Below are 21,981 nucleotides of genomic sequence, written 5' to 3'. Positions count from 1 at the left end.
ACGATCTCGCGAGCTAGAGCCATGCAAGGCAAAAACAGGCGAGGACGTGACTGGGGTCGCATTCGACTTTACGAGCTGTAAATGAGCAGTCCGACCGGGGGCGATCCAGTCGGTTTTTAACGCAGCAGGGCCAACGCGCAGCAGATCGTAAACAGGTTCTTACGCTGATGCGCTCAACCGAACATTGGAGGTGTCCATGAATACCAGCGGTCTGCTCGACCAACTGCTCAAGTCGGGCCAGGAAATGCTTCAGAAGAAGGGAGGCGGCGGCGCACCCGGCAAGTCCGGTGGATTCAATGCCGATGCCCTCGGCGGGCTGCTGTCCGGTGCTGGCGGCGGTGCCTTGGCGGCTGGTGCGCTGGGCTTGCTGATGGGCAACAAGCGGGCGCGCAAGATGGGCGGCAAAGTGATCACCTATGGCGGTCTGGCGGCGCTCGGTGTGCTGGCCTACAAGGCCTACAGCAACTGGCAGTCGCAGCAGGCAACGGCGCCCCAGGCCGCGCCGCAGACCCTCGATCGCCTGCCGGCGCCGCAGGTCGAGGCGCACAGCGAGGCCATTCTCAAGGCGCTGGTGGCGGCGGCCAAGTCCGACGGCCACGTGGACGCCCGCGAGCGCGAACTGATCGAAGGCGAACTGGCCAAGCTGACCCAGGACTCGCAATTGCAGCAGTGGTTGGATGTGGAGCTGAACAAACCGCTCGATCCGGCCGAAGTGGCTCGTGCCGCCCGCACCCCGGAGATGGCGGCGGAGATGTACCTGGCCAGTGTGCTGATCGTGGATGAGGAACATTTCATGGAGCGCGCCTACCTCGACGAGCTGGCCCGCCAACTGAAGCTCGACCCGGCGCTGAAGGCCGAGTTGGAAGCCCAGGTGAAGCAGGCCCAGGCTGGCGTCTGACGGCCCTGTCCGAACCTGGCGCCGGCCTTTGCCGCGTCGGGTGCCGTTCGCGGACGAAACGCAGGTCATTCCCTATTCGTTCGTCAACGACTAGGTTTTCCCGATAAGAACAAAACCAGGGAGAGTGCGATGCCGGACATTACCCAGGATTACGACTACGTCATCGTCGGCGCCGGGCCGGCGGGCTGCCTGCTGGCCAATCGCCTGTCCGCCGATCCCGCCGTGCGAGTGCTGCTGCTGGAGGCCGGCGGACGTGACAACTATCCCTGGATTCATATTCCCGTCGGCTACCTGTATTGCATCGGCAACCCGCGTACCGACTGGTGTTTCAGCACCGAGGCCGAGCCCGGCCTGAACGGGCGGGCGTTGAAATACCCGCGCGGCAAGGTGCTCGGCGGCTGCTCCTCGATCAACGGGATGATCTACATGCGTGGGCAGGCCAGGGACTACGACGGCTGGGCCGCCGAGGGCAATCCCGGCTGGGCCTGGAAGGACGTGCTGCCTTTGTTCATGCGGACAGAGAACCACTTCGCCGGAGCCAGTGACCTGCACGGCGGCGACGGTGAGTGGCGGGTCGAACGTCAGCGCCTGTCCTGGCCAATCCTCGATGCCTTCCGCCAAGCGGCCGCGCAGACGGGGATCGCCAGCATCGACGACTTCAACGGCGGCGACAATGAAGGCTGCAGCTACTTTCAGGTCAATCAGCGTAGCGGGGTGCGCTGGAATGCCTCCAAGGCGTTCCTTCGTGGTATCCGTCAGCGTGCCAATCTCACCGTGCTGACGGGGGCCGAGGCGGAGCGGCTACTGTTCGACGAGGGTAGGGTGGCGGGCGTGCTGGTGCGTTGGCAGGGCCAGGAGCGGTCGTTCAGGGCCTCTCGCGAGACCCTCCTATGCGCGGGTTCCATCGGTTCGCCCGCCTTGCTGCAGCGTTCGGGCATCGGCCCGCGTCCGTTGCTGGAGCGCCTGGGCATTGGCGTTCGTCATGAGTTGCCGGGTGTTGGCGCCAACCTGCAGGACCACCTGCAATTGCGATTGATCTACCGGATCAGCGGTGCGACGACCCTCAACCAACTGGCCGGCAGCCTGTGGGGCAAGTGCGGGATGGGCCTGCGCTACCTGCTCAGCCGCAGTGGACCGCTGGCCATGGCGCCGAGCCAACTGGGCGCCTTCGCTCGTTCCGATCCGGGGCAGGCGTCCGCCAATCTGCAATACCACGTGCAACCGCTGTCGCTGGACAAGTTCGGCGATCCGTTGCACGACTTCCCGGCCTTCACCGCTTCGGTCTGCAACCTGCGTCCGGAAAGCCGGGGAAGGGTGGAGATCCGTTCCGTCGATCCGCAGGCAGCGCCCCTCATCCAGCCGAATTACCTGAGCGATCCACGCGACCTGGCGGTGGCGGCCGACGCCATTCGTCTGACCCGGCGCATCGTCGCCGCGCCGGCCCTGGCAGGCTACCGGCCGGAGGAATACCTGCCGGGCCCGGCCTACCAGACCGAGGACGACTTGCGGCAGGCCGCCGGCTTGATCGGCACCACCATCTTCCACCCGTCCGGGACCTGCCGGATGGGTTCGGGACCTGACGCGGTGGTTGACGCGCGCCTGCGCGTGCATGGCGTGGCCGGGCTGCGTATCGCCGATGCGTCGATCATGCCGCGCATCGTCTCCGGCAATACCTGCGCGCCAGTGCTGATGGTCGCTGAGAAGGCCGCCGAGCTGATCCGCGAAGACCGGCAACGGGCCTGTACGGCGACCGGGGTTCCGGCCCAGGCGCGAGAGCCGGCCGGCGTGGCGTGAGCCAATGGTCAGGATTAGCCGGCTGGGGCGGGACGAGCGGGCTGCCAGGGCCGGCGGAGTGGGGTATACTCGCCGGCTTTTCAAAGTTTCGCCTGCGAGTGCTCCCAGCCATGGAAATCAATCCGATCCTGAACAGCATCAAGGACCTCTCCGAGCGCACCCAGACGATTCGGGGGTATCTTTGACTACGATCACAAGCGTGATCGCCTGACTGAAGTCGAGCGCGAGCTCGAAGACCCGAACGTCTGGAACAACCCGGAATACGCGCAGAACCTGGGCCGCGAACGCGCCCAGCTGGCGCTGATCGTCGAGACACTCGACGAGCTTCACGGCGGCCTCGCCGATTCCCGCGACCTGCTCGACATGGCCGCCGAAGAGAACGACGAAGGCGCGGTGAACGATGTCGCCGTGGAAGTCGAGCGCCTGCGCGGCATCCTCGAGAAACTGGAATTCCGCCGCATGTTCAGCGGCGAGATGGATGCCAACAACGCTTACTTGGACATTCAGGCCGGCTCCGGCGGTACCGAGGCCCAGGACTGGGCCAACATGCTGCTGCGCATGTACCTGCGCTGGGCTGACAAGCGTGGCTTCGACACCGAGATCGTCGAACTGTCCGAGGGCGAAGTCGCCGGCATCAAGAGCGCCACGGTCCACGTCAAGGGCGAGTACGCCTTCGGCTGGCTGCGTACCGAGATCGGCGTGCACCGCCTGGTGCGCAAAAGCCCGTTCGACTCCGGCAACCGCCGGCATACCTCGTTCTCCGCGGTATTCGCCTCGCCGGAAGTGGATGACAACGTCGAGATCGAGATCAACCCGGCCGACCTGCGCATCGATACCTACCGTTCCTCCGGGGCCGGTGGTCAGCACGTGAACACCACCGACTCCGCGGTGCGTATCACCCACCTGCCGACCAACACCGTGGTGTCCTGCCAGAACGAACGCTCCCAGCACGCCAACAAGGACCGCGCCATGAAGATGCTGCGTGCCAAGTTGTACGAGCTGGAAATGATGAAGCGCAACGCCGCCGCCCAGGCCCTGGAAGACACCAAGTCGGACATCGGTTGGGGTCACCAGATCCGTTCCTACGTGCTCGACCAGTCGCGGATCAAGGACCTGCGCACCGGCATCGAGAACAGCAACTGCGACGCGGTGCTGGACGGCGATCTGGACGACTTCATCGAAGCGAGCCTCAAGCAGGGGCTGTGACAGACCATTTGCAGGAGCGCTCCCGCCCGCGAACGTCGCGTGCGGGGCGCCCGGTTCGCGAGCCCCCTCGCACCTGCATTTCACTCATTACGTAACAAGCGCCAGGCAAAAGACCACCATGAGCGAACAACCGCTGAACGAGCATGCGATCCACGAGGAAGAGAACAAGCTGATTGCCCAGCGCAAGGAAAAACTTGCCGCGGAACGCACCAAGGGCAACGCCTTCCCCAACGACTTCCGCCGCGACAGCCTGTGCGGCGACTTGCAGCAGGCCTACGCCGAGAAGAGCAAGGAAGAACTCGAGGCCGCCGGCATCAAGGTCAAGGTCGCCGGGCGCATCATGCTCAACCGCGGCGCCTTCATGGTGATCCAGGACATGAGCGGGCGCATCCAGGTCTACGTCGACCGCAAGACGCTGCCGGCCGAGACCCTCGAAGCGCTCAAGCACTGGGACCTGGGCGACATCATCGCCGCCGAGGGCACCTTGGCGCGCTCCGGCAAGGGCGACCTCTACGTCTACATGGATAACGTGCGCCTGCTGACCAAGTCGCTGCGCCCGCTGCCGGACAAGTTCCATGGCCTGACCGATACCGAGCAGCGCTACCGCCAGCGCTACGTCGACCTGATCATGAACGAGGAGGTGCGTCATACCTTCCGCGTGCGTTCCAAGGTGATCGCCCACATCCGCAAGTTCCTCGCCGACCGCAATTTCCTCGAAGTGGAAACGCCGATGCTGCAGACCATCCCGGGTGGCGCGGCGGCCAAACCGTTCGAGACGCACCACAATGCGCTGGACATGGCCATGTTCCTGCGCATCGCCCCGGAGCTGTACCTCAAGCGTCTGGTGGTGGGCGGATTCGAGAAAGTCTTCGAGATCAACCGCAACTTCCGTAACGAAGGCGTCTCGACCCGGCACAACCCCGAGTTCACCATGCTCGAGTTCTACCAGGCCTACGCCGACTACGAAGACAACATGGACCTCACCGAGGAACTGTTCCGCGAGCTGGCCCTGTCCGTTCTCGGCACCACCGACGTACCCTACCAGGGCAAGGTGTTCCATTTCGGCGAGCCGTTCGCCCGCCTGTCCGTGTTCGATTCGATCCTCAAGTTCAACCCGGACATCAGCGAAGCCGACCTCAAGGACATCGACAAGGCCCGCGCCATCGCCAAGAAGGCCGGTGCCGATGTAAAGGGCTTCGAGGGCCTGGGCAAGCTGCAGACGATGATTTTCGAGGAACTGGTCGAGCACAAGCTGGAGCAGCCTACCTTCATCACCCGCTACCCGTTCGAAGTCTCGCCGCTGGCCCGTCGCAGCGATGACGACCCAAGCGTCACCGACCGCTTCGAGCTGTTCATCGGCGGCCGCGAGATCGCCAACGCCTACTCCGAGTTGAACGACGCGGAAGACCAGGCCGAGCGCTTCCTCGCCCAGGTTCGCGACAAGGATGCCGGTGACGACGAAGCCATGCACTTCGACGCCGACTTCGTTCGCGCCCTGGAGTACGGCATGCCGCCCACCGCCGGCGAAGGCATTGGCATCGACCGTCTGGTGATGCTGCTCACCGACTCGCCGTCGATCCGCGACGTGATCCTCTTCCCGCACATGCGTCCGGAAGTCTGAGCGTCATGAAAAGAGCCGCCTTCGGGCGGCTTTTTTGTGCTCCGGCCGGGTCATCCCGGCGTCCCAAGTCTGATTCTGCGTTCGTTCCACCGAGTTCGAGGAAATCGCCGCCGTGACCCGCCCCTCCGCTCCCGATAGTGCTTCCCGCATCGCCAACGCCGTCGCCGACAGTGTCCAGTACCAGGGCCGCAAGGCCAGCCGGCAAGGCAGCGAGCAGCGCCGCCAGGCCATTCTCGATGCCGCCATGCGCATCATCGTCCGCGAAGGCGTGCGCGCCGTGCGTCATCGCGCCGTGGCGGCCGAGGCCGAGGTGCCGCTGTCGGCCACCACCTATTACTTCAAGGATATCGACGACCTCATCACCGATACCTTCGCCCAGTTCGTCGAACGCAGCGCCGCCTACATGGCTCACTTCTGGGAAAGCACCCAGGGGCTGCTGCTGGAGGAAGTCGGCAAACTGGACGGCACCGCCGAATCGCGACGCAACCTGGCCGATGAGATCGCCCGGCTGGCCGTCGAGTACGTGCGCCACCAATTGCTCACCCGTCGCGATCACCTGATGGCGGAACATGCCTTCCACCAGGAAGCGTTGCTCAACCCGCGCCTTCACGAACTGGTCCGCTCGCACCGGCAGATCCTGCTACAAGGCACCACGCATTTCTTCCAGGTGCTCGGCTCGCAACAGCCGAGACAGGATGCCGAGGTGCTGGCGGGCATCATCGAGCGCATGGAGTATCAGGGCCTGCTCGACGGGGTGGAGCACTTGAACATCGAAGAGATGCTGGCCATTCTCAGGCGCTATATGTATCTGGTGCTCGGGCTCTGAGCTGGCTGGAAAATTGTGCCGGTTTTGCTGGCGAGTGGGCGACGCGGCGGCCGGCTCCGTCGCATAATCCGGCGCAGACGTCTCACAAGGAGAGCGAAATGAAAGCCTGGCGTGCCCTGATCGCCGTGTCCTTCCTGTTGTTGAGCGGTTGCCTGGTCACCTTCAAGGACCCCATCCCGGCCAACGAGGCGGCGCCCATCCCGTTGCTCGGCGAGTGGACGCGCAAAAACGAGTGGGGCGAGCAGCAGTACTTGGACATCAGCCGCTCCGGCGCGAATGTCTACAAGGCGAAATCCTACGTCGAGAGTCCCGACAACCAGGAGGGTCAGGAAGAGTACAGTTTCACCGTCGCGCACCATGGCCTGCGCTGGTACGTCTCCGCCGGCCTGCCGAAGAGCCTCGGCGCCAATTTCGCCATCGCCGGCTTTGAGATCACCACCAGCAACGAGCTGGTGATCTATACCTTGGATGTCGAACGCATCCAGCAGACTCTGGACCAGGGCGAGCTGGAGGGGCAGCGGGTGGAAACCGAGCGGGGCGACGGTGTGCTGATCAGCAGTCCGCTGGACAAGGTGTTCGCCTTCCTGGACGACCCGGCCAACTCCGATGTCTTCGTCGAAGTGGCCCGCTACCAACGTTCCGGTGAATGAGGAGACGATGAACAGCCGAATGGATCTGGACGACTACCAACTGATCATCCGGGCGCTTTCCGACCGTATCGTCGAGGCGCAGACGCCGATCCGCGTGCTGGATGCGGTCAAGTGGGACGACGGCGTCCGCAAGGGCTTCTTCAAGGCCAAGGGCAAGGAGCTGCCGGCCATCGACCGCGCCTACTACGAGAGCCGCCCGCTGACCTTCGATTCGGCGGCGAAGAAACAGGAGTTCCAGAACATCGAGCGGGACATCACCCGTCAGCTCGGCCAGTTCAATCCGGTCGGGCAGATCATGCGGCGCATGTGCAAGGAATATCGCATGGTCATCCGCATGCTCGAAGCGCGCGGCACGGCGGATTTCGGCCTGATCTCCCAAGACCTCTACGGTGCGGCATCGGACGCCTTCCATGCCGGTGACCCGACCCTGGCCGATCTCGGCCTGATGCTGTCGGACTACCTGAATAACATCGCCGACCGCGGCGACCTCAAGGACGAGCCCAAGACGCTTTCCGCCAAGGAGGCCGTCGAGCTGCTGCAAGGCCGGTTGAACAAGGTGTTCGGCGAGAAGGACAGCACCATCCGCGTCATCGAGTCCGACGGCATCGTCGCCGATGCGGCGGCCGGTGCGGACTACATCAAGATCCGCACCGATGCGATGTTCAACGAACGCGACGTGCGGGCGCTGGAAGTCCACGAAGGGCTGGTACATGTGGGCACCACGCTGAACGGGCTGAACCAGCCGGTCTGCACCTTCCTCTCCAAGGGCCCTCCGTCCTCCACCGTGACCCAGGAAGGACTGGCGATTCTCATGGAAGTGATCGCCTTCGCCTCCTACCCGACCCGCCTGCGCAAGCTGACCAACCGCACCCGGGCCATCCACATGGCCGAGGAGGGCGCGAATTTCCTCGACATCTTCGAGTTCTTCCGCGGCGAGGGATATGCCGAGGACGAGTGCTACGGCAACGCCAGCCGGGTATTTCGCGGCTCGACGCCGGATGGCCTGCCGTTCACCAAGGACCTGTCCTACCTCAAGGGTTTCATCCTCATCTACAACTACATCCAGCTCGCGGTGCGCAAAGGCAAGCTGGAGCAGATTCCGCTGCTGTTCTGCGGCAAGACCACCCTGGAAGACATGCGGACCCTGCGCCAACTGGTGGACGAAGGTCTGGTGGTGCCGCCGAAATACCTGCCGCCGCAGTTCAGCGACCTGAACGCGCTGTCGGCCTGGATGTGTTTCTCCAACTTCCTGAACCACCTGAGCCTGGACCGGATCGAAGCCGACTACGCCAATATCCTCTGAATAAAGCGGCAAGCTACGAGCCTCAAGCTGCAAGTGGTTTGCCTCTGAAAGCGTGTGCAGCTCGTCACTTGCCGCTAACCGAAGGTTACTTCCATGCCTAGCCATCAGCTTGACTACGAAATCCTCGGCGCTTCGGCGCAAAGCGTCGAAATCATCCTCGACCCCGGCGAGACGGTGATCGCCGAAGCCGGGGCGATGAACTACATGACCGACGGCGTACGCTTCGAGACGCGCATGGGCGACGGCAGCGCCAGTGGTGTGCTGGGCAAACTGTGGGGCATGGGCAAGCGAATGCTTACCGGCGAATCGCTGTTCATGACCCATTTCACCAACGCCGGCAAAAGCCAGGCGCGGGTCGCCTTTGCCGCGCCCTATCCGGGCACGGTGGTGCCCATCGACCTGAGCCGGATCGGCGGCAGCCTGATCTGTCAGAAAGATGCCTTCCTCTGCGCCGCTCACGGCACATCCATCGGCATCAGCTTCAACAAGCGGCTGGGTGCGGGGTTCTTCGGCGGTGAAGGCTTCATCCTGCAGAAGCTGGAAGGCGACGGCCTGGCCTTCGTGCATGCCGGCGGTACGGTGATCCGCAAGGAATTGAACAACGAGACGCTGCGCCTGGACACCGGCTGCCTGGTCGGCTTCAGCCGCGGCATCGACTATGACATCCAACTCGCTGGCGGGCTCAAGAGCATGCTGTTCGGCGGTGAGGGGATTCTCCTGGCCACGCTCAAGGGCACCGGAACCGTGTGGATTCAGAGCCTGCCGTTCTCGCGCTTGGCCGAGCGCATCTACGAAGCGACCTTCAAGGCGCGGGAGGAAGTGCGCGCCGGAGGGCAGTGATGCCACGGTCGCTGCTGGCTGGCATGCTGCTGCTCCTGGCGGGCTGTAGCTCGCTGTTGTTCTACCCGCAGAAAGGATTGCCGATCACCCCGGAGCGGGCTGGGCTGGCCTATCGCGACGTGTTTCTCGAAGCCGCCGACGACACCCGCCTGCACGCCTGGTGGCTACCAGCCAAGGCCGGCGCCGAAGTGAAGGGCACGGTGCTGCACCTTCACGGCAATGGCGGCAACCTGGCCTGGCACCTCGCTGGCAGCTACTGGCTGCCGGAGCAGGGTTACCAGGTTCTGCTGCTGGATTACCGGGGCTACGGCCGCTCCGAAGGCGAGCCCTCGCTCCCGGCGGTCTACCAGGACATCGACGCCGCCTTTGCCTGGCTCGATCAGGCAAAGGACGTGCAGGGCAAGCCGCTGGTCGTACTCGGCCAGAGTCTCGGGGGCGCATTGGCGCTGCATTACCTGGCGGAACATCCCAAGCGCCGCGAACGGCTGCACGCGCTGGTGCTGGATGGCGTGCCGGCGAGCTACCGCGAGGTGGCGCAGTACACCCTGGGCACGGCCTGGCTGACCTGGCCGCTGCAGGTGCCGCTGTCCTGGCTGGTACCCGACGGCGACAGCGCGGTACGGTCCATCGCCCGGCTCGAAGGCGTGCCGATGCTGATCTACCACAGCCTCGACGATTCGCTGGTACCCCTTTCCAACGGCGTGCGTCTGTATCAAGCTGCGCCGCCGCCGCGGGTGTTCCAGCCGACACGCGGCGAGCACGTGCACACTTTCGCCCAGCCGGTCTGGCGCGAGGTGATGCTGCGTTACCTGGACGACCCGCAGGGGTTCGTCGGGTTGCGCCGGCTGGCTGAAATTCCCGATCCCGATACTCCGCAATGAAGGGCACCATGACCGAAGAACGCAGTCCCATTCCTCTGATCCTGACCGCCGTCGCCAGCGTTATCGGTACCGTCCTGGCGCTCTGGTACTACGGCTACCTGCACTTCGCCAAGGAGGAGGACGCCTTGCTGCTGTCCGACTTCACCATGCTCAAGACCGTGCCGGGCGAGGACTACAAGGTATCGCTCAAGCCCGCCCGTCAGGTCGCCCAGTGCATCGACGGTGTGCTGGTGCTCTTCGACACCGAGCAGAAGGGCCTCACTGGTGTACTGGTGGATAACCGCAAGCAGGCGGTGCGCTGCATGGGCCAGGAGACGCCACAGGTGGTCCAGTGAACATCGAGATTTGGCAAGGCGACATCACCCGTCTGGCCGTCGATGCCATCGTCAACGCGGCCAATTCGTCGCTGCTCGGCGGCGGCGGGGTGGATGGCGCCATCCACCGGGCGGCCGGTCCCGAGCTGGTGGAGCATTGCCGGACCCTGGGCGGATGTCCGACCGGCGAGGCCAGACTGACTCCCGGCTTCCGTCTGCCGGCGCGCCATATCATCCATACCGTCGGCCCCGTCTGGCGGGGCGGCAATCAGGACGAACCCGATCTCCTGGCGGCCTGTTACCGCAACAGCCTGACCCTGGCCGAAGCCCACGGGCTGGCCAGCATTGCCTTTCCGGCGATCAGTTGCGGCATCTACGGTTATCCGTTGGAGCGGGCCGCGGCCATCGCCATCGGCGAATTGCGCCGGCCACGGCAGTCTGGCAGCAGCCTGGAAAAGGCCGTGCTGGTGGCGTTCTCCCGGGATATGGCTGAGTTGTACGAACGGTTGCTGAGCGGGATTGGCCCGGCCTGACGGACTGTCCGGCAGAGCCGGACAGCCCGACCGCCTTTTTCAGCGGGCCATTGCTGCGCGCGGGGCGACGGCCTTATCGTCGTTGGAGATGGTCACTTCGACCCGGCGATTCATGGCGCGACCGGCCGACGTGTCGTTGCCGGCGACCGGATACTCCTCGCCATAGCCTTGAGCGACGATGCGCTCCGGTGCGATGCCCATCTTGACCAGCGCCATGCGCACCGCATTGGCGCGGCGCTCCGACAGGCCCAGGTTGTAGGTGTCCGAGCCGGTGCTGTCGGTATAACCCTCGACGATCACCTTGCGTTCCGGATTCTGCTGGAGAAATTCCGCCAGGGTCTGCACGTTGCGCATCCCGCCGGGCTTGAGTTCGGCGCGGTCGAGATCGAACAGCACGTCGCCGAAGGTCACCAGCGTACCGCGCTCGGTCTGCTTGGCCTGGAGCTGATCCTGCAGCTTGCGGATCTGTTCGTCGCGGGCTTGCAGGCGGGCCTCGGCACGCTTGGCCGAGGCGTCCTGCAGCTCGCTTTCGGCGCTGCGCAGCTCGATGGTTTGCTTGGCCACGTCGACGCTGCGGTTGGCCAGGTAGGCCAACTGATCGACGTATTCCTCATCCTGGTCGTCCATGTAGGCCTTGTCGGCCTGGTCCAGCATTTCCTTGGCCTTCTTGGTCTCCAGCGCGGCCAGTTGGTTGGCTCGAGGATCGGTCTGCAGCGTGGCGTAGTTGCCGCGGGCCTGCTCCAAGGTCTGGTTGGGTTGGCTGGCACAGGCGGCGAGGCCCACGCACAAGGCCAGGAGGGTCGGGAATCTCAGGTTGCTAGGCATGGCAATTATCCTTTTCGTTGGCGAAGTCGGAAGGGACGGCGCGCTCACTGGGCGTTCCGCAGACTTTCCTCACGCAGCTCCTGCACACCTTGCTGCGCATCCTCAACGGCCTTGCGGGCCTTGGCGGCCAAAGCCTTTCGTTCGGCCACCCGGGCATCCCATTCGGCCTGCTCGGCGAGCTTTTTGGCCTTTTCGTAATCCTTGTCATGCAGGGCGAATTCGGCCTGCTTGAGCTTGTCCTGGGCGGACTTCATCTCCACGGCGGCGTATTGGGTGCCGCCGGCACTCTCGGCGTCCCGGACCACGGACTCGGTCACGGCGAATTGCTCGGTCGGTGGGTTCCCGGCGCAGCCGGCCAACAGAAGGCTGCCGCCCAGCAACAGGCTGGCGAGCTTCAGGTTCCGGCACGCGGCGGGCGAAAAAGTAGCGCTGGATTTCATGGATTCACCTCCAGTGAGTCAGTTCGTTGGAACTTCATCTCTCCATCGAAAGGCTGTTTTCTCGACGCGATCGGCGAAGCAGCAGGGCCGGTCGCCTATTTTTGTGACCGGTGAAAAAAACAGATCGTTCAGTCAGAAATTCAGCGGGACGCTCTGGAGTGCGGCTTGCCGCTTCGCTGGTGGGCAGATGGCGAGCCCCGTCCGACACGGGCGGACGGGGCGGACGGCAGGGAGAAGGTCAGTGATTGGCGCTGTCGTGCTGCTGGCTCAGCTCGTGCAGGTACTTGCGGGACAACGCGAGGAAGCGGGGCGTCGGGCCGATGTCTTCGTAGAGCGGGTCGCCTTGTTCATCGACGGCCACTACCTGGGTACCCTTGACGTAAGGCAAGCTGGTTTCCAGCTCCTCCAAGGCCGCGCATACCAGCTCGCCAAGCAGCTCTTCGACGTTGCGCTTAGGGTACATCTCGGCGAGGGCGGCCAGGCGGGCGGCCGATTCGAGGTCGAGGTGGATTTGATAGCGGCTGCGTGTCAGGCGGCCCTTGGCGTTCTGCTCCCAATGGCGGATGAGCTCGCGAATCTTCATTGCACACCTTCCTTCTTCCGGGGCGGGTTGCCGATCGGTATCAGGCGTCTGGCTGGCCGTGGGGGCGTGTCAGGGCCTACTGTTAGCCTAGCGCGCTCTATCCCGCGCATTGGCTCATGAGTCGCGCTCTTGTAAGCCTGTGGCGCTCTGGGCACTCTTGAGTCTGACTCTGCGTTTCTGCGCTTGTTCGCAAGCGCCCAACGGTTCAATCCGAAGGAGAACGGCATGGCGGAAATCGACGCGCGTCTGCGCGAGGACGTGCACCAGCTCGGCGAATTGCTCGGTAGCTGTATCCGCGACCAGCGTGGCGCGGCATTCCTGGACAAGATCGAACGCATCCGCAAGGGCGCCAAGGCGGCTCGCCGGGGTTCGGCGGAGGGCGCCCGGCAGCTCACCGCGACCCTGGACGGGCTCGGCGAAGACGAACTGCTACCGGTGGCGCGGGCCTTCAACCAGTTTCTCAACCTGGCCAACATCGCCGAGCAGTACCACCGCATCCGCCGGCGGCGGCCGGACGAGCCGGTGTTGTTCGAGGCACGGGTCCTTCCAGAACTGTTGGCACGCCTGAAAGCCGATGGGCACGGCGCCGACAGTCTGGCCCGGCAGCTCGGCCGCCTGGACATCGAGCTGGTGCTCACTGCCCACCCGACCGAGGTGGCGCGGCGTACCCTGATCCAGAAATACGATGCCATCGCCGACCAACTCGCCGCCCAGGATCACAGCGACCTGCTCCCCGGCGAACGCGAACGAGTCCGCGAGCGCCTGCAACGCTTGATCGCCGAGGCCTGGCACACCGAGGAAATCCGCCGGGTGCGGCCGACGCCGGTCGACGAAGCCAAATGGGGTTTCGCCGTGATCGAGCATTCGCTGTGGCAGGCGGTGCCCAACTTCCTGCGTGGCGTCGACGGTGCCCTGCATGCCGCCACCGGCCTGCACCTCCCGCTCGAGGCCGCGCCGGTGCGCTTCGCCTCCTGGATGGGGGGCGACCGCGACGGCAACCCCAACGTCACCGCCGCGGTCACCCGCGAAGTATTGTTGCTGGCACGCTGGATGGCGGCCGATCTCTATCTCCGCGATGTCGATCAGTTGGCCGCCGAGCTGTCCATGCAGGAAGCCAGTCCGGCGTTGCGTGCCCAGGTGGGGGATAACCCGGAACCCTATCGTGCCGTGCTCAAGCAGCTTCGCGAACGCCTGCGCGCAACTCGCGCCTGGGCCGAAGCGGCCCTGCATGGGGATCTGGCGCCGTCGCCCGCGGTGTTGCAGGACAACCGCGAACTGCGCGAACCGCTGGAGCTGTGCTTCCAGTCGCTGCACGACTGCGGCATGGGGGTGATCGCCAACGGTCCGTTGCTCGACTGCCTGCGTCGGGTCGCCACCTTCGGGCTGTTCCTGGTCCGCCTGGATATTCGCCAGGACGCTGCTCGCCACGCCGCGGCGCTCAGCGAGATCACCGACTACCTTGGTCTCGGCCGTTATGCCGACTGGTCGGAAGACGATCGCATCGCTTTCCTCCTGCACGAACTGGATAACCGCCGCCCGCTGTTGCCGGCGGATTTCCGGGCCTCGGCAGAAACTGCCGAAGTGCTGGCGACTTGCCGCGAAGTGGCCGCCGCACCGGCCGCCTCCCTGGGCTCCTACGTGATTTCCATGGCCGGGTCGCCCTCCGATGTGCTGGCGGTGCAACTGCTGCTCAAGGAAGCGGGATTGCGCCGGCCGATGCGGGTGGCGCCGCTGTTCGAGACCCTGGCGGACCTGGACAACGCCGGTCCGGCCATCGACCGCCTGCTCGGCTTGCCCGGCTACCGGGCGCGCCTGCATGGCCCGCAGGAGGTGATGATCGGCTATTCGGACTCCGCCAAGGATGCCGGCACCACGGCGGCAGCCTGGGCCCAGTACCGGGCCCAGGAGACGCTGGTGGACATCTGCCGCCGGCACGACGTCGAATTGCTGCTGTTCCATGGGCGCGGCGGCACCGTGGGACGCGGCGGCGGCCCCGCCCACGCGGCGATCCTGTCGCAGCCACCGGGTTCTGTGGCCGGGCGTTTCCGCACCACCGAGCAGGGCGAGATGATTCGCTTCAAGTTCGGCCTGCCGGACATCGCCGAACAGAACCTCAACCTCTACCTGGCCGCCGTACTGGAAGCCACCCTGCTGCCGCCGCCGGCTCCCGAACCGGCCTGGCGCGACCTCATGGACCGGCTCGCCGCCGAGGGCGTGGCGGCCTACCGGGCGGTGGTCCGCGAGCACCCGCAGTTCGTCCCATACTTCCGCCAAGCCACGCCGGAACAGGAGCTCGGCCGCTTGCCGCTGGGCAGTCGGCCGGCCAAGCGCCGCGAAGGGGGCGTGGAGAGCCTGCGGGCGATTCCCTGGATTTTCGCCTGGACCCAGACCCGCCTGATGCTGCCGGCCTGGCTGGGCTGGGAAACCGCGCTGAACAACGCCATCGAGCGCGGGGAGGGCGAGCGCCTAGAGCAGATGCGCGAGCAGTGGCCGTTCTTCCGCACCCGCATCGACATGCTGGAAATGGTCCTGGCCAAGGCCGACGGAGCCATCGCACGGCTCTATGACGAGCGACTGGTAGATGCCGACTTGCGACCGCTGGGGGATCACCTGCGCGACCTATTGTCGCAGGCGATACGCGCCGTGCTGAAACTGACCTGCCAGTCCCGGCTCCTCAGCCACAGCCCCGAGACCCTCGAGTCGATCACCGTCCGGGATACCTACCTGGACCCGCTGCACCTGCTCCAGGCCGAGCTTCTGGCCCGCTCCAGGCAGCGCGAGAACGAGGCCGGCGGAGCCCTGGAACAGGCGCTGCTGGTGAGTGTGGCGGGCATCGCAGCGGGGTTGCGCAATACGGGATAAGTCCCGTTTTTCTCCGACTTTCGGTGGCTTGTGCCGCCCCGGTGCGCTGTGTATCTTGGACACCCTTTGGTCGGGCCAGGGTGTCCGCAGCGCGCAGGTCGCGCCGTACACAGGCCGCCGAAACCGAATACTGAGATTGGCCCCACGAGGCGAATCCGAGAATTTCTTTCATTCTTGAGGAGCACAACGATGCGCGTGATTCTGCTGGGGGCGCCCGGTGCCGGCAAAGGTACCCAGGCTCGCTTCATCACCGAGAAGTTCGGTATTCCGCAAATCTCCACCGGCGACATGCTGCGCGCAGCGGTCAAGGCCGGCACGCCGCTGGGCGTCCAGGTCAAGGGCGTGATGGAGAGCGGCGGCCTGGTGTCCGACGACATCATCATCGCCCTGATCAAGGAGCGCATCACCGAGGCCGACTGTGCCAACGGTTTCCTCTTCGACGGTTTTCCGCGCACCATCCCGCAGGCCGAAGCCCTGCGCCAGGCCGGCGTGACCCTCGACCACGTGGTTGAAATCGCCGTGGACGACGAAGAGATCGTCGGCCGCCTGTCCGGTCGCCGCGTGCACCCGGCTTCCGGTCGCGTCTACCACACCGAGCACAACCCGCCGAAGATCGCCGGCAAGGACGACCTGACTGGCGAGGACCTGATCCAGCGCGAAGACGACAAGGAAGAAACCGTGCGTCACCGCCTGTCCGTCTACCATTCCCAGACCAAGCCGCTGGTGGACTTCTACCAGAAGCTCTCTGCCGCCGAAGGCAAGCCGACGTACAGCCGTGTCGAAGGCGTCGGTTCGGTCGAGAACATCACCGCCAAGGTACTGGCCGCGCTGAGCTGATCGCTCCCGTGTTGCACCGAACGGCCCGCTTGCGGGCCGTTCGTCTTTCTGGAGGTCGCCGAGCGGTGCTCCGGCGAGGGTATAATGCCCGCCCTTTTTCACCCGCCCCGGATTGTTTCGATGACCACTCTGTTGGCCCTGGATACCGCCACCGAAGCCTGCTCCGTCGCCCTCGTGCATGGAGGACGGGTGCTCAGTCACTACGAGGTGATCCCGCGCCTGCATGCCCAGCGCCTGCTGCCGATGGTCCAGATGTTGCTGGCGGACGCGGGCGTGGCGCTTTCGGCGGTCGATGCCATCGCCTTCGGTCGCGGTCCCGGTGCCTTCACTGGCGTGCGCATTGCCATCGGTGTGGTCCAGGGCCTGGCGTTCGCCCTGGAACGCCCGGTCCTGCCGGTGTCCGACTTGGCGATCCTGGCCCAGCGCGCCCACCGCGAGCACGGCGTCGCGCAGGTGGCAGCCGCCATCGACGCGCGGATGGACGAGGTCTACTGGGGTTGCTACCGGTTGCAGGACGGCGAGATGTGCCTGGCCGGCGTCGAGGCGGTGCTGCCGCCCGAGCAGGTCGCACTGCCGCGCGAAGCCGCCGGCGAATGGTTCGGCGCCGGCACCGGTTGGGGCTACGGCCAGCGCCTGCCGTTCGTGCCCGCGGCGCAGGATGCTGGGCTGCTACCCCATGCCGAAGACCTGCTGACCCTGGCCCGCTTCGCCTGGGCGCGGGGCGAAGGCGTGCCGGCCGAGCAGGCGCAGCCGGTCTACCTGCGCGACAAGGTCGCTACCCCCAAGAGCGCGCCCTGAGCTGCCATGCTTCGCCCGAACCCTTTGTCTGGGCGACCGGTCAAGTATTGGGAGCCTGCCATTCATCCTGTCGAGCCGGGGGAGCCCGATCATGCGATTGCCAAGCCGTGTGGCTACCGCTAAATTTGCCTGCACTCACGCCGGGCAGTATTAGATGCGTATCGACGGTTTCACTTCCTCCTATCCGCTGGACCGCAGCCCCCGACCGGGCAGCGCGGTAACGCCTTATCGCGAAAGCCAGCGCGAGATCGAGGAGCGCCGCGAGCAACCGACACCCACCTCCGCCAGCCAGGGGTTCGAACAGACACCCCAACTGCGCCGTGTACAGCCGGGTTCTGCCAGCGCGGAAAGCTTGCCGGTGCCGGTTAACGGGCCGACCGACCGCGGTGCGATGACCAGCCGTGCCGCCCAGGCCCTGGCCAGCTACAGCACCACCGCCAGTTTCGCCAGCGACGTGGACGCGCCGGAAGTCCTCGGTCTCGATCTGTACGCCTAGTGAGTTCGGCGCGACTTCCCTATTTCCTCGGTTGTCCTTCCTGGAGCGAGCCGGCCTGGCGCGGTGGTCTTTATCCCGCCGATGCCCGCACCGGCGATTTCCTGCCCCTGTATTCCCAGGTCTTCAATGCCGTTGAGGGCAACACCACCTTCTATGCGCAGCCTTCCGCGGAGACCGTTCGTCGCTGGGCCGAGCTGATGCCGGCGGACTTCCGCTTCTGCGCCAAGCTGCCACGCGACGTCAGCCATGCCGACGACCTGCGCGATCAATTGGCCATGGCCGTCGACTTTCGCGCCTTGCTGTGTCCGCTGGGGGAACGGGTGGCGCCGTTCTGGCTGCAATTGCCGGCGGTCTTCGGCCCGTCCCGTTTGTTCGAACTACACGCGTTCATCGATGCCTTCGATGCACCGCTCGCGGTCGAGGTACGCCATCAAGCATTCTTCGCCAAAGGCGAGGAGGAGCGGGCGCTCAACCGCCTGCTGCGCGACCGGGGTGTCGAGCGGCTCTGTCTCGATTCGCGGGCACTCTTCAGTTGCACGTCGGAGGAGCTGGCGGTGCTCCATGCCAAGGCGAAGAAGCCGCGTGTGCCGCCACGCCCGGCAGCTTTCACCGCCTTCCCTCAGTTGCGTTTCATCGGCCATCCGGAGCTGGAAGCCAACGACCCGTTCATGACGCCCTGGCTGGACAAGGTGGCCGGTTGGATCGAGGACGGGCTGACGCCCTACGTGTTCTTGCACACGCCGGATAACCATCGCGCGCCGGAGTTGGCTCGCCGTTTCCATGCCCGCTTGAGCGAACGCCTGCCCGGCCTGCCGGCGTTGCCCGAGGCGAAGCGGCAAGATGAAGTGGAGCAGCTCGGGCTGCTGTAACCGAACCCCCGCCGCCGGGGCGTTGCCCAAGCAGGCATGAACGCCGGACGTTTCCTTCTTCTTGTCGTGCTCCTGCTCGGAGCGACCGCTGTGGCCGTCTGGCGCGGCTGGATCGACCTGCCGCCGCGCTGGAATCCATGGGCGCCGCTGGATGTGCGCGAGTCGCCCAATCCGCTGACGTCGTTCAAGCTCTGGCGCTTGCGCGATAATCGTGCACTCTGCGAGCAGGCGCTCGCCACCTCCGGGCTGCGTTATGCGGCGGTGCCGGACAGCTTGCCGGCACCGGACTGCCCGATCGAGAACAGCGTCCGCATCCAGCGTGGCGCCGTTGCTTTCAACGGCGGTTTCATCGCCACCTGCCCGCTGGCGGTGGCCTATGCGTTGTTCGAACATCATGGTTTGCAGCCGGCCGCCCAGAAAGTCTATGGACAGCCGGTGGTGCAGATCGAGCACTACGGCAGCTTTGCCTGCCGCAACATCGGACAGAGCAATCGGCGCAGCCAGCACGCCCGGGCCAATGCGTTGGATATCGCCGGCTTCCGCCTGCGCGACGGACGACGCATCACCGTGGCGCGGGACTGGAAGGGGAACGACCGCGACGCCCGCTTCTTGCGTCTGGTGCGTGACGCCGCTTGCCGCTCGTTCAACACCACATTGGGGCCGGACTACAACCGCGCCCACCATGATCATTTCCATCTGGACATGGGCTTGTACCGGATGTGCCGTTAACCGGTGCCTCTGGCAGAATGCCGCCCTCGTCCATGTTCGCACCGGGTCATCCAGCATGAGTGAAGCGTCGCAGCCAACACGTATCCGTATCGAGTCGCTGGAACCCGCCCTGGCCGAGCGGGCGCTGGACTGGGCCCGCCGCCTCGGGCTACCGCTGGAAGGCGAGGCGGATTTCGCGCTCCAGTTGGGGGAGCAGGGATTGCAACTGGTCGACCTGGGCCCGCAGGCGCCAGGGCCGGTGCAGGTGGATTTCGTCGAAGGGGCGGCGGCCCACCGGCGTCTCTATGGCGGCGGCAGCGGGCAGATGATCGCCAAGGCCGTGGGGGTCCAGTCAGGCGTGCGTCCGGTGGTGCTCGATGCGACGGCTGGGTTGGGACGCGATGCTTTCGTGCTGGCGACATTGGGTTGTGAGATGACGCTAATCGAGCGCCAGCCGCTGATTGCCGCGCTGCTGGAGGATGGCCTCGCCCGGGCGCGGAGCGATCTGGAGGTCGGCCCTATCGCGGCGCGGATGCGTCTGCTCGTTGGCGATGCCATCGCGCTGATGAACGCCTGGGACGGCGAGCCGCCCCAGGTGGTCTACCTGGATCCGATGTTTCCGCACCGCGAGAAGAGCGCCCTGGTGAAAAAGGAAATGCGCCTGTTCCGCCCGCTGGTGGGCGACGACCTGGACGCACCGGCCCTGCTGGAAGCCGCCCTGGCCCTGGCCAGCCACCGGGTGGTGGTGAAGCGGCCGCGCAAGGCTCCGATCATCGACGGGCCGAAGCCCGGTTATGCCCTGGAAGGGAAATCCAGTCGCTACGACATCTATCCGCTGAAGAAGCTATCCGTCTGAACGCGCTCAGGGCTTGTAGGCGCGCATGAACATCGCCACCACATCCTGAACGTGATGCTCGGCTTCTTCGCCCTCCTGCGGGCCGCAACAACCGATCAGTAGCCGGAAGTTGGCGCTGCCCTTGATCAGGCTGAAGAAGTGGTCGGCGGCGCGGTGCGGGTTCTCCACGCGTAACTTGCCGGCGGCGTCGGCGCGCCTCAGCAGATTTTCCATTCCATCCAACACCTGCTGCGGGCCGGCGGCGAAGAACATTTGCGACAGCTTGGGATTCAATGTGGCCTGGTTGACCATCACCCGATGCAGCTCGACGGACTCGCGGCTGTTGATCAGCGCATGGAAGCCGCGACCGATGTTCAGCAGCACTGTCTCGATCGGGACTTCCTCCGGCAGCTCGAACAGCAGTTCGGGCAACTGCTCTACGCACTTGGCCTTCACCGCTGCGGAGAACAGTGTCTCCTTGTCGGTGAAGTGGCTGTATACCGTCAGCTTCGACACGCCCGCCTCGGCGGCGATGGCGTCCATGCTGCTGCCGTCGTAGCCGTAACGAAGGAAGAGAGTCTTTGCCGCCTCGAGGATGGCCTTGCGCTTGGCCGGGTCCTTGGGGCGGCCCGGGCCGCTGGGTGGTAACAGATTGTTAGACATTCCGCTCTTTTAATACTGGACTGGTGAGTTTGCTATTTTTACTATACCCGGCAGTATAAATATTCCAACCGCTCTGTGCGAAAGGTCACTGCCCATGTTTCGCCATGTCCTGTCTCTCACTGCGTCTCTCAGTCTTGCCAGTCTCCTCGTCGCCTGCGGTAACGGCGAGCCCGTCAAGCAGCCGGTCCGGCCGGCCATGGTCGTCAAGCCGAAGCCGGCGGCCGAAGCGATGGAAGCCTACCCCGGCGAGGTGCGGGCGCGCTACGAACCCGAGCTGGCCTTCCGCATCGGCGGCAAGGTAGCCAAGCGCCTGGTGGACGTCGGGGCGCGGGTGAAAAAGGATCAGCCGCTGGCCGAACTGGACCCGGAGGACGTGCGCCTGCAACTGGAGGCCACCCGTGCCCAGGTGGCGGCGGCGGAAGCCAACCTGCAACTGGCCCGCGCCGAGCGCGACCGCTACAAGACCCTGTTGCAGCGCCAACTAGTCAGCCGCTCGCAGTACGACAATGCGGAGAACGTCTACCGCTCGAACGAGGCCCGGCTGAAGCAGATCCGTGCCGAATACAACGTCGCCAGCAACCAGGCCGCCTACACCGTGCTGCGCGCGCCACAGGATGGCGTGATCGCCAGCCGCCAGGTGGAAGTGGGGCAGGTGGTCGCCGCCGGGCAGACAGTCTTCACCCTGGCCGCCGATGGCGAGCGCGAAGTGCTGTTCAGCGTGCCGGAGCAGGTGTTCGAGCGCTTCCGCATTGGCCAGGACGTTTCGGTGGAACTCTGGTCGCAGCCCGATCAACGCTTCCCCGGCCGCATTCGTGAGCTGGCCCCGGCCGCCGACCCGCAGTCGCGTACCTTCGCCGCCCGGGTGACCTTCACCGAAGGCAAGGTACCGGCCGAGCTGGGCCAGAGTGCGCGAGTATTCGTCAAGGTGAACGGCGACGTTCCGCTGTCGGTGCCGCTGTCGGCGCTGAGTGCGGAAGGCGGCAGGCCGTTCGTCTGGGTGGTCGATCCCAAGGATTCCACGCTCCAGCGGCGCGTGGTGCGAACCGGGGCATTCGGCGAGAAACGGGTGCCGATCCTGGAAGGATTGTCGGTGGACGACTGGGTGGTGGCTGCGGGTGTCCAGTTGCTGCGGGAGGGGCAGGCGGTACGGCCGGTGGACCGGGATAACCGGGTGGTCGAACTGGCGGCGAAGGAGTGAC

23 protein-coding genes are annotated in these 21,981 nt (G+C 65.3%); 19 read left to right on the top strand and 4 right to left on the bottom strand.

Features of this window, described 5'->3' with window-relative positions:
* Positions 1-196 precede the first annotated feature (196 nt).
* The 11 genes from BZL41_RS24720 to BZL41_RS24670 all read left to right on the top strand — a co-directional run bounded on the left by BZL41_RS24720 (position 197) and on the right by BZL41_RS24670 (position 10,866).
* Entirely contained in the window at positions 197-898 is a 702-nt protein-coding gene (locus BZL41_RS24720; RefSeq protein WP_095601711.1) for a tellurite resistance TerB family protein, read from the top strand.
* A 129-nt stretch (positions 899-1,027) separates the two neighbouring features.
* Positions 1,028-2,692 (top strand): GMC family oxidoreductase, encoded by a 1,665-nt coding sequence (locus tag BZL41_RS24715; RefSeq protein ID WP_095601710.1) that lies wholly within the window; start codon positions 1,028-1,030, stop codon positions 2,690-2,692.
* Positions 2,693-2,802: 110 nt separating this feature from the next.
* Positions 2,803-3,898 (top strand): peptide chain release factor 2 gene (gene prfB / locus BZL41_RS24710; protein ID WP_139198530.1). Its coding sequence is split into 2 segments (ribosomal slippage): positions 2,803-2,874 and positions 2,876-3,898, totalling 1,095 coding nucleotides; the frame shifts between segments, so codons are not numbered across the junction.
* Between the two features lie 118 nt (positions 3,899-4,016).
* On the top strand, positions 4,017-5,519 hold the full coding sequence (gene lysS, locus BZL41_RS24705) for a lysine--tRNA ligase (RefSeq protein WP_095601709.1): 1,503 nt from the start codon (positions 4,017-4,019) through the stop codon (positions 5,517-5,519).
* A gap of 112 nt (positions 5,520-5,631) precedes the next feature.
* Positions 5,632-6,345 carry a TetR/AcrR family transcriptional regulator gene (locus BZL41_RS24700; RefSeq protein ID WP_095601708.1) on the top strand — a complete coding sequence of 238 codons (714 nt, stop codon included), beginning with the start codon at positions 5,632-5,634 and terminating at the stop codon, positions 6,343-6,345.
* A gap of 98 nt (positions 6,346-6,443) precedes the next feature.
* Complete coding sequence (locus tag BZL41_RS24695; RefSeq protein ID WP_095601707.1) at positions 6,444-6,995, top strand: hypothetical protein; 552 nt, start codon at positions 6,444-6,446, stop codon at positions 6,993-6,995.
* 7 nt (positions 6,996-7,002) lie between these two features.
* Complete coding sequence (locus tag BZL41_RS24690) at positions 7,003-8,298, top strand: flavohemoglobin expression-modulating QEGLA motif protein (protein ID WP_095601706.1); 1,296 nt, start codon at positions 7,003-7,005, stop codon at positions 8,296-8,298.
* A gap of 93 nt (positions 8,299-8,391) precedes the next feature.
* The gene (locus tag BZL41_RS24685) at positions 8,392-9,138 is read left to right on the top strand and encodes a TIGR00266 family protein (protein WP_084336778.1); all 747 of its coding nucleotides are present in this window, start codon (positions 8,392-8,394) and stop codon (positions 9,136-9,138) included.
* Positions 9,138-10,019, top strand: a complete 882-nt coding sequence (locus BZL41_RS24680; protein ID WP_095601705.1) for an alpha/beta hydrolase — start codon at positions 9,138-9,140, stop codon at positions 10,017-10,019. Before BZL41_RS24685 ends, BZL41_RS24680 begins: the two co-directional genes overlap by 1 nt.
* Before the next feature lie 8 nt (positions 10,020-10,027).
* Complete coding sequence (locus BZL41_RS24675; protein WP_095601704.1) at positions 10,028-10,354, top strand: hypothetical protein; 327 nt, start codon at positions 10,028-10,030, stop codon at positions 10,352-10,354.
* Complete coding sequence (locus tag BZL41_RS24670; protein ID WP_095601703.1) at positions 10,351-10,866, top strand: O-acetyl-ADP-ribose deacetylase; 516 nt, start codon at positions 10,351-10,353, stop codon at positions 10,864-10,866. Before BZL41_RS24675 ends, BZL41_RS24670 begins: the two co-directional genes overlap by 4 nt.
* 39 nt (positions 10,867-10,905) lie before the next feature.
* Here BZL41_RS24670 and BZL41_RS24665 read toward each other — a convergent pair whose 3' ends face one another.
* From BZL41_RS24665 to BZL41_RS24655, 3 genes are all read right to left on the bottom strand, one after another.
* Entirely contained in the window at positions 10,906-11,691 is a 786-nt protein-coding gene (locus BZL41_RS24665; RefSeq protein WP_095601702.1) for an OmpA family protein, read from the bottom strand.
* A gap of 44 nt (positions 11,692-11,735) precedes the next feature.
* Positions 11,736-12,131 carry a DUF4398 domain-containing protein gene (locus BZL41_RS24660; RefSeq protein WP_095601701.1) on the bottom strand — a complete coding sequence of 132 codons (396 nt, stop codon included), beginning with the start codon at positions 12,129-12,131 and terminating at the stop codon, positions 11,736-11,738.
* Between the two features lie 238 nt (positions 12,132-12,369).
* Positions 12,370-12,714 (bottom strand): pilin assembly protein, encoded by a 345-nt coding sequence (locus BZL41_RS24655; RefSeq protein ID WP_095601700.1) that lies wholly within the window; start codon positions 12,712-12,714, stop codon positions 12,370-12,372.
* A 225-nt stretch (positions 12,715-12,939) separates the two neighbouring features.
* Between BZL41_RS24655 and ppc the strand changes: the two genes are divergently transcribed.
* The 7 genes from ppc (at position 12,940) to BZL41_RS24620 (ending at position 20,140) form a co-directional block, all read left to right on the top strand.
* Positions 12,940-15,576 (top strand): phosphoenolpyruvate carboxylase, encoded by a 2,637-nt coding sequence (gene ppc / locus BZL41_RS24650; RefSeq protein WP_095601699.1) that lies wholly within the window; start codon positions 12,940-12,942, stop codon positions 15,574-15,576.
* Between the two features lie 189 nt (positions 15,577-15,765).
* Entirely contained in the window at positions 15,766-16,413 is a 648-nt protein-coding gene (adk, locus tag BZL41_RS24645) for an adenylate kinase (protein WP_095601698.1), read from the top strand.
* 120 nt (positions 16,414-16,533) lie between these two features.
* Positions 16,534-17,211 carry a tRNA (adenosine(37)-N6)-threonylcarbamoyltransferase complex dimerization subunit type 1 TsaB gene (gene tsaB, locus BZL41_RS24640; RefSeq protein ID WP_095601697.1) on the top strand — a complete coding sequence of 226 codons (678 nt, stop codon included), beginning with the start codon at positions 16,534-16,536 and terminating at the stop codon, positions 17,209-17,211.
* Positions 17,212-17,365: 154 nt separating this feature from the next.
* Positions 17,366-17,707 carry a hypothetical protein gene (locus tag BZL41_RS24635; protein WP_095601696.1) on the top strand — a complete coding sequence of 114 codons (342 nt, stop codon included), beginning with the start codon at positions 17,366-17,368 and terminating at the stop codon, positions 17,705-17,707.
* Positions 17,707-18,576 (top strand): DUF72 domain-containing protein, encoded by an 870-nt coding sequence (locus tag BZL41_RS24630; RefSeq protein WP_095601695.1) that lies wholly within the window; start codon positions 17,707-17,709, stop codon positions 18,574-18,576. The genes BZL41_RS24635 and BZL41_RS24630 overlap by 1 nt, the downstream gene beginning before the upstream one ends.
* Positions 18,577-18,612: 36 nt before the next feature.
* On the top strand, positions 18,613-19,305 hold the full coding sequence (locus BZL41_RS24625; protein ID WP_095601694.1) for an extensin family protein: 693 nt from the start codon (positions 18,613-18,615) through the stop codon (positions 19,303-19,305).
* 55 nt (positions 19,306-19,360) lie between these two features.
* Positions 19,361-20,140 (top strand): class I SAM-dependent methyltransferase, encoded by a 780-nt coding sequence (locus BZL41_RS24620; protein ID WP_095601693.1) that lies wholly within the window; start codon positions 19,361-19,363, stop codon positions 20,138-20,140.
* A gap of 6 nt (positions 20,141-20,146) precedes the next feature.
* Here BZL41_RS24620 and BZL41_RS24615 read toward each other — a convergent pair whose 3' ends face one another.
* Positions 20,147-20,782, bottom strand: a complete 636-nt coding sequence (locus BZL41_RS24615) for a TetR/AcrR family transcriptional regulator (RefSeq protein ID WP_095601692.1) — start codon at positions 20,780-20,782, stop codon at positions 20,147-20,149.
* 94 nt (positions 20,783-20,876) lie between these two features.
* On the opposite strand from BZL41_RS24615, the gene BZL41_RS24610 reads away from it, so the two are divergent.
* The gene (locus BZL41_RS24610; protein WP_095601691.1) at positions 20,877-21,980 is read left to right on the top strand and encodes an efflux RND transporter periplasmic adaptor subunit; all 1,104 of its coding nucleotides are present in this window, start codon (positions 20,877-20,879) and stop codon (positions 21,978-21,980) included.
* The last annotated feature ends 1 nt before the right edge of the window (position 21,981 follow it).

The sequence above is a fragment of the Pseudomonas sp. PIC25 genome, assembly GCF_002286785.1.
In the GTDB taxonomy this organism is placed as follows: Bacteria; Pseudomonadota; Gammaproteobacteria; order Pseudomonadales; family Pseudomonadaceae; genus Pseudomonas_M.
This window is presented reverse-complemented; position numbering and strand designations above follow the sequence as displayed.